The 9404-nt window shown below is 37.4% G+C and carries 8 protein-coding genes; 7 read left to right on the top strand and 1 reads right to left on the bottom strand.

Annotated elements, in window-relative coordinates; translation table 11 throughout:
* The coding region (locus BHE18_RS23460; RefSeq protein ID WP_216095302.1) for a hypothetical protein at positions 1–339 on the top strand (339 nt) is incomplete at its 5' end.
* Positions 340–615: 276 nt separating this feature from the next.
* Here BHE18_RS23460 and BHE18_RS09750 read toward each other — a convergent pair.
* Complete coding sequence (locus tag BHE18_RS09750; protein WP_071618403.1) at positions 616–1185, bottom strand: hypothetical protein; 570 nt, start codon at positions 1183–1185, stop codon at positions 616–618.
* 618 nt (positions 1186–1803) lie between these two features.
* Between BHE18_RS09750 and BHE18_RS23760 the strand changes: the two genes are divergently transcribed.
* From BHE18_RS23760 to BHE18_RS09715, 6 genes are all read left to right on the top strand, one after another.
* Positions 1804–4215 (top strand): McrB family protein, encoded by a 2412-nt coding sequence (locus BHE18_RS23760; protein ID WP_071618402.1) that lies wholly within the window; start codon positions 1804–1806, stop codon positions 4213–4215.
* Positions 4202–5287 carry a 5-methylcytosine restriction system specificity protein McrC gene (locus BHE18_RS09740; RefSeq protein WP_071618401.1) on the top strand — a complete coding sequence of 362 codons (1086 nt, stop codon included), beginning with the start codon at positions 4202–4204 and terminating at the stop codon, positions 5285–5287. Before BHE18_RS23760 ends, BHE18_RS09740 begins: the two co-directional genes overlap by 14 nt.
* Positions 5288–5356: 69 nt before the next feature.
* Positions 5357–6016, top strand: coding sequence for a hypothetical protein (locus tag BHE18_RS09735; protein WP_071618400.1), 660 nt, complete (start codon positions 5357–5359; stop codon positions 6014–6016).
* 375 nt (positions 6017–6391) lie between these two features.
* On the top strand, positions 6392–6955 hold the full coding sequence (locus BHE18_RS09725) for a DUF5067 domain-containing protein (RefSeq protein ID WP_235860293.1): 564 nt from the start codon (positions 6392–6394) through the stop codon (positions 6953–6955).
* 778 nt (positions 6956–7733) lie between these two features.
* A complete protein-coding gene (locus BHE18_RS09720; protein WP_071618397.1) occupies positions 7734–8159 on the top strand; it encodes a hypothetical protein in 426 nt (141 codons plus the stop codon).
* Between the two features lie 526 nt (positions 8160–8685).
* Complete coding sequence (locus tag BHE18_RS09715; protein ID WP_141771852.1) at positions 8686–9207, top strand: hypothetical protein; 522 nt, start codon at positions 8686–8688, stop codon at positions 9205–9207.
* The last annotated feature ends 197 nt before the right edge of the window (positions 9208–9404 follow it).

The following is a 9404-nucleotide window of genomic DNA, read 5'->3' as shown; positions in this document are numbered from 1 at the left end:
GGTTTGTGTTTGGTCGCACTAATTATACCATTAGGGGGCTTTTTGATTTTGAAAAACCGAAGGTTCTTAAAAATAATTCACATGACAGTTAAAAATCAGACTTTTTCATCGGTCTCGAACCGTCCCCGTGCTTCATGGAGTGTTTTGAAAAATAGAAGATATTTAGGTGGGTTCGTAATCCTCTTCTTAGGGGTAGGAATTCATTTCTGGGGTCTGTATGTAGTAGGAAGATGGGAAGGATTAAGTATATCTTTATTCTTTGGCGGAGGTGCCGTACTAATTGGCTTATTAACGATAATCCTTATTTTTCCCTACTCTAAAATGTCGGCAGATAATTAAATAAACGGATGTCAGAGTTAAAGTCTGAAGAGTGAACGCGGTTACCCCTTCGGTTTCTTACTAAAGTGCAGGATTGTTTTTATAAAAAGGGGTGAATTTAATTTGAAGACTCTATAGAATCTCATAGTTTAACTTAAAAAAGTACTTTATGCCTATGGGTGATGCAAATATAAATTAGCAAATGATTTTGTGGGAAAAGAATGGATATAAAAAGTTAGTTAATTAAAGAGTTTTTTAGTTGCAAATTCAATAAAAAGACAGCGGAAGTTTCCGCCGTCAACGAATATTTAATTTCTTAATGACAAATCCCTCGGTATACTCTTTTCCATTCCAAATGTCGTACTGGTATTCAACAGTGAATTCTACTTTTTTGTAAATCTTACTTCCTGTTGCATTTGCAATTTCAGTATTGTACAGGAACTTGTACTGTTTAAAGTCCTTTTCCTTACTTGTGACCTCAAACCCATCTTCATCTGAATCTACAATAAAGTCATTGTCATCACCGAATCTATCTTGAACCCTTTCCATATTTTCCTCCCATGTAGGAGATGGATAGGTATCATCTGTGATTGAATTGTAAAATGCGTCGAATTCATCTCTTGTATCAGATTCCTCATACTTTATATCATTTTCCTCCAATGTACTCAAATATTCATAATCGAAAACGTCATAAAATTCGTTTGTTTGAGATGAGATATACATGTATTGTTTTAAATCACCTTCTTTCACTAAATCCATATATGTTTCAACCGCATCTTTTGCATTCGATTCACTTTGTTTTCCACACCCTAACAAGAATAGAACAGGCAGCATTAGAACAATGGAAAACACAAAAAGTCTTCTCAAGAGAATCCCCTCCTAGTTTTTCACTTTTTTATTACCCTTTTCAACAAAAGATAAGACATAAGATGCCCAAAACTTTTAGGAAGACAAAATTTTTCAGAAAAAAATGACGGGAGCAAAATAGAAAGGGCAATTAAGTACGGGAGTGAGAAAAGATAGAAAAAGGAACAAGTTAAAAAAATATTGTACATTGTTTGAGGAAGGTTCCTAAGTCGAAATCGTGGTTTAATTAGTATTCCAATGTATGAATAAACAAAAATCTTATGAGAAGAATGGGGCACCGTTCTTTAATTAAGGTTAAGTTTGTGAACATATGTACTTAAACTAAAGGGGGCTTTAATGGAACAAGAAGTTCATAAAGAAGAAAAACCCGGATCCAATTTTGGATGTGGGTTTTTTATTGTATATATTTAGTGCTAATTGGGATGTTAATTTATATTCGATTTCTATAACTAATTAATTTGCGATTTAAGGTTTTCCCTCCCTGAACGGAAGCCCTTGACATTTTCTATTAGGGTTCTTTTTTATACTAAAAACTAGTCAGGTATCTTTCTAAACCATCTACTGGTAAAATCAGGTCTATAAGATATTAAACTAACAAAAACCAAAGGGGTGCTTTCCATGACCAATCAAGAATTGGAACGTCAACTTTTAAAAGATTCATACATAGATATTTCCTTCAAACGCTACCTGCAATTCAAATCAAATTCTCTATACGACGAGTCATATAAAGAAGAGATCCTGTCCCGATTAAACAATTTTATGGGAGAGCAGGATATCACTGAATACACAGTGGTTGATATTGCTAGAAAGCTGCAGAAGGAGAATCCGACTGCTGGGAGCTTTGTTCATTGGAGTAATACGGCTGATTTGGTGAAGTATGCGGAGGAGCGTCCGCAGGAGGTTGCTAATCTACTGAATGAATTGATTTATTCTTCTGCTCCAGTGGAAGATAGGATTGAAGCTTTTCGGGAAAGGGGAAAGGCGTTCAATTCTAGTATTTCATTGGGAGCACCTCTATTCGGATATCTTTTGGCGGCAGTTGACTATAAGAAATATCCACTTTATAAGCAGGAAGTCTTTATGGACTTGAAGCGATCTTACGGGATTGATCTGAAGCTTTCAACCGTGGGTGCGAATTATCAGACCTACTCACAATTATGTGAAGCTGCCCTTGCGCATTTGAAAGGGAGTTACGAGGAACTGACGATTCTTGATATTCAGGATTTTTTCTTTTGCAGCACACAATATGATCAGATAAAGGTGGAAAGTGCCGTCGATTATTTGTACGGAATGGCGACAGAGCTTCATCGTTATAAATTAGAACCTCAACTGCTGCTGGACTCCCTTTCAAAGTTTGATGCAGAGAGTCTACATGCTTTGAAAGGACAGTACAAGAACTCTGAGAAGGTCAACTTGATCAAGTCCAAGGTCATTGACAGGATAATTGACTTTGGTTCAGTGACGATTGAAGAGCTTGAAGAGATCAAGAACGAAGTGAAGGTGAAATACGAAACGAATATCTTGAACTCATGGAATAATTTCACGATTTTATTCCAACTTTACTATGCTGACAAGAAGGCGAAGGTGCAAGAGGAGCAGCGAAAAATCCACGAGGCTTTGAGGAAAATGGAGGAATTCAAAGAATTCGATCTCGTTGAAGATAAGGTATTGAACGGGTTTAACTGGAATCAGAATTTTGGATGCTCTGAGTGCTGGCTGGCGGTTTATGAGAAAGGGCATATCAGTCATAAGACGGCTCCTCAGTTGTTTGTGTCCGTGGATGAAAAGGGAATTCGATATGGTTTGCTCTTTGGATCTGAGCATCCGAGGAGTGGAGAGGGAGATTTTGATAGGGAAACGGAGATGACTTCTTTCACCCACGACAAGCTTCACCGGAAGATGGTGAGTGTGATTGAGTTATTCAAAGAAAAGGTCAGCGAGGATCTTCAAGTGAAGGAAGAAAATTTGGATGTTCAGTACTATTACGAGGATAACATCAGTACTGAGATGTGGTTGGAACTTTTACAGAATGAATCGGTTTTTATGAAGAATGACTTAGAATACCTGCATAAAATGAATGAACTCGGAGGTGGAGCAACGCCTTCACAGCTGGCAGCAGCCCTTGGACGACATTCCTCATCTTTCATTACCCCGGTCGTTCAATTAGCAAAACGAGTAATGGAATCAACGGGGATAGATTCAATAAAAGGCGAAGATGGTGAAAAATGCTATTCTTGTGTATTGTTTAATGGATATTATGAAGAAAATGGTCACTTCAAATGGATTATAAAACCAAATTTAAAAGAAGCTATTTCAGCAATACCTGTAGAAACTGAAGAAGTCTTGCAACCGTATTTAAAAGAAGATTTCCTTGAAGAAGTGTTCATAGATGAAAACCAATACAACAAAATCACCAGCCTTCTGCGTTACAAGAAAAACATCATTCTCCAGGGACCTCCTGGAGTAGGGAAGACATTTGTGTCCAAGCGTTTGGCTTATTCATTGATGGGAGTGAAGGATACTTCCCGTATTGAGATGGTGCAGTTCCACCAGAATTATGCTTACGAAGATTTTGTGATGGGCTTCAGGCCGGATAAGAATGGCTTTTCTCTTCAATATGGGGTGTTCTATGATTTCTGCCAGCGGGCATTGGAAAATCCCGGTGAAGACTATTATTTCATTATCGACGAAATCAACCGAGGGAATTTGTCCAAGGTGTTCGGCGAGTTATTTATGTTGATTGAGCGTGATAAGCGGGATGAATTTGTCACGATGGGGTACTCGAAGAAAAAGTTCACGGTGCCATCCAATGTGTATTTGATCGGTACGATGAATACGGCCGACCGTTCCCTGGCTCAGCTAGAAGTGGCACTGCGCCGGCGTTTTGCATTTATCACTCTTGAACCTGCCTTTAATGAAAAATGGTATAAATCCGTTCAGGAGACAGGGGTATCCGCAGCCATGATGCAGCGAATCACGAATACAGTCACAAAGATCAACGAGGGGAAGAAAGCCGATGCTTGTTTGTGAGAAGGATGAATATTCACCTGATATCCTGCTGAATCAAGTGATGAAGTCAACGCTGCAGTCAATCTGTGTGAATCGATATGTGAAAAAAGAGACGAGGAAGAAGAGTTTCATGCAATTGGATTATCTCCATGAGGTTGGGGAGATCCAGCTGACGAAGAAGGTATTTACGCAGATTTATTACGGCAGACATAATGTGCATTACAAACGGATGATTCATCTGGCTAAGATGTTATTCGAGCTTAGTTTGCTGTCTCACAAGCAAGGCAAGTGGAGCTTATTCTCCGCGGAGCTTGATGAAAAGGCACTGAACGGAATTTTTGAAAAGTTCTTGTTTCATTTTTACAGAATCGAGCAGAAGGAATATCGTGTATCATCGGAAGTTTTAAAGTGGGGGCTTGAAGGGAACACCGCCTTCTTGCCTCAGATGAAGACGGATGTATCGCTTACCCATAAAAATGGCCAGGAGAAGATCATCATCGATGCGAAGTTTTATAAGAACACCTTTCAGGAGAACTTTGGCAAGTCCACTTTTCACAGCCACAATATGTATCAGCTGTTTACTTATCTAATGCATCAGAAGAAGGAGCTTCAGTTGAGGGGGATACTGATTTATCCAACGAACGGGATGGATGTTGATGAGAAGTATCAGTGGAGCGAGGATGTCTGGATGGAAGTGATGACGGTTGATTTGGATGGTGCTTGGAAGGAGATTTATGGGAGGCTGATCGGTGTGGTCCAGAGTGAGGATTCAAAAAAGATTGAACAGATTCAAGCAAGAATTGATGAAATCTTCAAGGGGATAGAGATCCGTCCCGAATATACGAATGAGGTCATTCTTATTACGGAGTATGAGTGGAATGGGAAGATGAATAATTTTAGGGTTGAGTATTTTATCGGAAGTACGAAATATGTGTTTCATTATCCTGAAAGACTGAGCCCAGAGCTGGATGTTTATGAAATCAGTGGTGATCGCTTGGAGCAATTGGAGAACGAAGTCATGTATGTGAAAAGAATGATGGCTAGAGGGATTGGGGCGAAGGAGTATTATCCGTTGACGGAGATACTGAGATAAGGTTATCGAAGCCGAAAGTATTAAGGAATCCCTTTTTACAGTAAGGTATGGAAATAAGGAGGAAAAGTTTTGCAGAATATTTATAAGTACGTTGCTGCATCCGTTCTGTCCGGAGCAGTGTTGGCAGGTTGTTCAGCTGAAGAAGCTTCAGAAACAATAAAGACAGAAGAAAGCGCAGCGAGTGTGGAAGTGAAATCGAAGTCGGTTGACACGAATCCGGAGGCTAAAGCCAACGAAGTCGTTATGAATAACAGGGAAGATGCTGTGAAAGTCGTTGCCAGCTTAAAAAGGATTCTGGATGAGCCCATGGATCCGACCCTTGAGGAAAAGGGATTTGATAAGGAATATGACTGGTATTTGAAGTCAAAGTTAGTATCTAATGAGGTTGATAGATTTTTAGCACGTCAGGACGAACCGAAGTCCAGTGATTTGAGGAATGTGCGAATGCTTGCCGGAATGATCGGCCACCTTCAATATGTGAGAACAGCCCATATTGATGATACAGGCGGAGAGACAGAAGCACAGACTGCTGTTGAAGATTGGAAACCGGCAAGCCTTGGTTTGAATTATTCTTATATGTATATGAAGAGGATTGTTCATGATTTAGATATTGCTTTGAATCATGACGGTCAGGGTGATACGTATGGTGTTACATATTTGCTTAAAGGTGAGAAGTTGGATGAGTTGAAGTCGTTTATGAATGGTGGGGAGTATGTGGGGGACGAATAATTGTTTTCACCTATAAATATAATACCGAGATGGATTGAATTTGTTATATAAGTGCTTCTTTTTAAGTCAAATACCCTTCGTGTTTTTTGATAGGGTAGAAATTTATACTAAGATCATAGCCAATATGTTTAAAGCGACTGGGAAACTTTCATTAACACGAAACTTTCCAATTAGAACAAAAAATTTATCACTGATTGACTTTTTGCCACTTCATTTTTTTCTTGATAATCTACTGGCTGTCTTTAAATCAATTATTTCTAAGATACCTCAGTAAGGAGGGGGGAAATCTATTCATGGCAGCATTATCAGAAAATTACTTTCAAAAATTTTCATCAAAAATAATTAAATTAAAAACCAAAGGAGAAATGTAACGTGATGAAAAAAACTTTAATATTAGCACCTGCACTAATACTATCTATAATTGCTGGTTGTGGCAATCAAGAAGAAGCAACGCAAAAAGGGTCTGAAAACGTAGCAAAAGAAACAACTACAGAAAATACAAACAAAGAAACAGAGACAAATAAAGAAGTCTTTTTCAAAGATAATGAAGCAAAAATAAATGACTTGAAAATTAAAATTACTGAGACTAAAGTTATTCGGCCTGGAGAAAAAGGAAATGAATATGGTGAAAAGCCTGTTTTTGCAATTTGGTATGAAATAACTAATTTAAGTGATAAAGATATTGATCCAACTATGGGTTGGTTGGCAGTATTTGAAGCTGTTCAAGACAATAATCCTAATGCTGTCAATACTCTTGAAGTTGGTGGACTTCCAGATGAACAATTTCTAGATTCTCAATTAGAAACAATTAAAAAAGATGGTACTGTTAAAAATGCTGTAGCTTATGAATTAGATGATTTAGAAACACCTGTAACATTAATTGCTACACAAGGTATAGGTGGCGATAAATTGGGTGAACAAACTTTTAATGTCAAATAAGCTTTAAATAAAATAAAAAAAACTTGATGCTGTTAATTGTTCCTAATCCTAAAACCGAAAGCCTGATTTCTCTTAAATAAAGAGGGGTTAGGTTTTTTTATCTTTCATACCTTTAATTTTAACCAAATATCAAAAAGTAGAGTGGGGACGGTTCTCGCTCTGTTTTTTTCTTTATTCAAATGAAATGAATCAATCCGAGGCACGGTTCACCGTGAAAAGTAGAGTTAGAACCGTCCCCGTTTAACACGCAGGAGGTTGCTGATCTATTAAAGGAATTGATTTAGGGAAGGATGGGGACGGTTCCCGCTCTATTATAAATTTTCAAGGGAAAACGGCGCGTTATTAGCAAAGGTCTTCACAGTATAGATCGATTCTGTGAAGTAATGGGACATTAATCATAAATGGCAAAAGTAAGCTACGAACCGTCCCCGATTAACCGAGGAGGAAGGTTTGGTGAGGAGGGAGAGGGTTACTGGGGGGAGTTGGTTTGGGATTAAGGGACTTTAATTTGTTTGAAGTGATGGTAGAGGATTATTCAGTTAAAGGGCCATTTAATGGAAGCTCGCATAGCATAAGATAAAAAAATTTGAAATTATTTGTTGTGAAAATTCACCTTAAATTAAAATTCAGGGTCTACTATTCTTTAAGGTTGTAGAGGGCGTATCAACAGTATAGATGAGTTAAAATTTTCAGAATTCAGTGGATGGTTTTTCTCTTTTAGTGTAAAATTACACTATATATCATTCGGTAGAATGTGAGAAAAGGGGGAGAACCAAAAATGAATTATATAGTGATATTGTGTCTTGGGTTACCCATACTAACTATGGCTTATGGAATAAATCAAAATTTTCATGTGTTTTTAACTGGAGGTCCAGCAACTTTCACGAATTTTATTGTTACTATTGTATATTTCGTCATCTGGATAATGTGTTTGGGGATAGCTTTTAAAGCGAAAAACAAATTATTAATGAGAATTTACACAATGGCATGGGTCCTTACTTTAGTGATCGCTTTATTAACCGCTTACATTAATTTTTCAGATACTCAACTTTACTTTGGATTGGCTATTCCTTTAGCAGCATTGTTCTTAACACCATGGGTAGGGCTTAACTATCTGGCAGATAGCTTTTCGTTTACATCCACTGTTGTTGCAATTATCTCCTTGATAATGATTGCGAGTATATTTAAAAAAGCAAACTGGTAAGAAATAATATCTCTAATTAAAGCTCTTCCATAAACGAAAATTTAACTGGAGAATAAAAAAATTCGCTTCCTGCAGAGAATATAACTCGTTCGGTTGAGAGGGAGAAACCACTAAAATGGAAGGTGATTTGCGGTACAATGCGCATAGTATTTTGTACCGTCTTTTTTTATTGATACCAATGGTATGGATTTCACCATTGATTTTGCATAGTAACTTGCAGGCATTTGCACTACCGATTTTATATTACAAACTTGTCCACGGAGTCGTTATAGGTTTCAGCTTATGATAAGCTTATATTAACAGAAATTTCCTGATGTCAGTCCGGTACTGAGGTTCAATTAAAGGGCAGGATAATTGAATAACAATATTTTACAGAAAATTCAATAATATGTGATATGATAATAGATAGAATGAAGAGATGTACAGAGGAAAAATTCCTTAAAGTTGAGGTGAAGAAATGCTGTATAGGCGGCTTAAACTGGTTATCTTTATTTTATGTGTTATACCTCTGCTAAACGGGTGTCGAGTGATATGGGTTGAAGAAAGTAAAGATGAAGATTTTGATTATAATCCAGATAAAGAAATCACAATTGATGCAAAGGTTCAGATTTATAGGAATAAACTAATGATACGGGGAGAATCAAATTTACCTGAAGGAGCTATATTGGAATTTAACCTGCAGCCATATCAAGAAGAGGCTACTGCTTTTCAAGTTGAAACATATGCTGTTGAACCTGAAGACAAGATTTCTACTTCTGGAACTTCTAAAATTGGTGGGGGTGGGTCAATAGAAGGAACCTTTGTCAAAAGACCAGATGACACTAAACGTTATAGATTGGAAGTAGTGTTTGACCCCAGAAAACAGACAGAAGATATTCAACAGAGTTACGGTCCCCTTGGTGAGTCAATCGCTTTGAGTGACGGGATTATCTCTCTTACTGACCAATCTATAAAAGTCACAGTGATTAAAAAGTATGTAAATCTAATGAAATCTGAAGAACCTAATGGGATGATGGCTAATTTAGATTTCACTTCCTTGAAGAAATAGTTTATAGGTCGTTTTTGTTCTTCTGTTAATGGGGGCATTTGCTGAACAAGCAGCCGCCCTTTGTTCAACTAAACCAGCTAATAGTTTGTCAACATTTTTCAATAAAAACTTAAAATAACTCATGTTATACTGAAAATATGCATGCCAAATAACCTTCCACTTACCCTTGTTTGGAAGGTTTTGTCTTATTTAGCTGG

It is taken from the genome of Rossellomorea aquimaris (genome assembly GCF_001877785.1).
Classification (GTDB): Bacteria; Bacillota; Bacilli; order Bacillales; family Bacillaceae_B; genus Rossellomorea; species Rossellomorea aquimaris_A.
This window is presented reverse-complemented; position numbering and strand designations above follow the sequence as displayed.

Excerpts from the sequence above, each read along its gene's own strand:
- BHE18_RS23760 (WP_071618402.1), top strand. The coding sequence starts at position 1,804 with ATGACCAATCAAGAATTGGAACGTCAACTTTTAAAAGATTCATACATA.
- BHE18_RS09740 (WP_071618401.1), top strand. The coding sequence starts at position 4,202 with ATGCTTGTTTGTGAGAAGGATGAATATTCACCTGATATCCTGCTGAAT.
- BHE18_RS09725 (WP_235860293.1), top strand. The coding sequence starts at position 6,392 with ATGAAAAAAACTTTAATATTAGCACCTGCACTAATACTATCTATAATT.
- BHE18_RS09720 (WP_071618397.1), top strand. The coding sequence starts at position 7,734 with ATGAATTATATAGTGATATTGTGTCTTGGGTTACCCATACTAACTATG.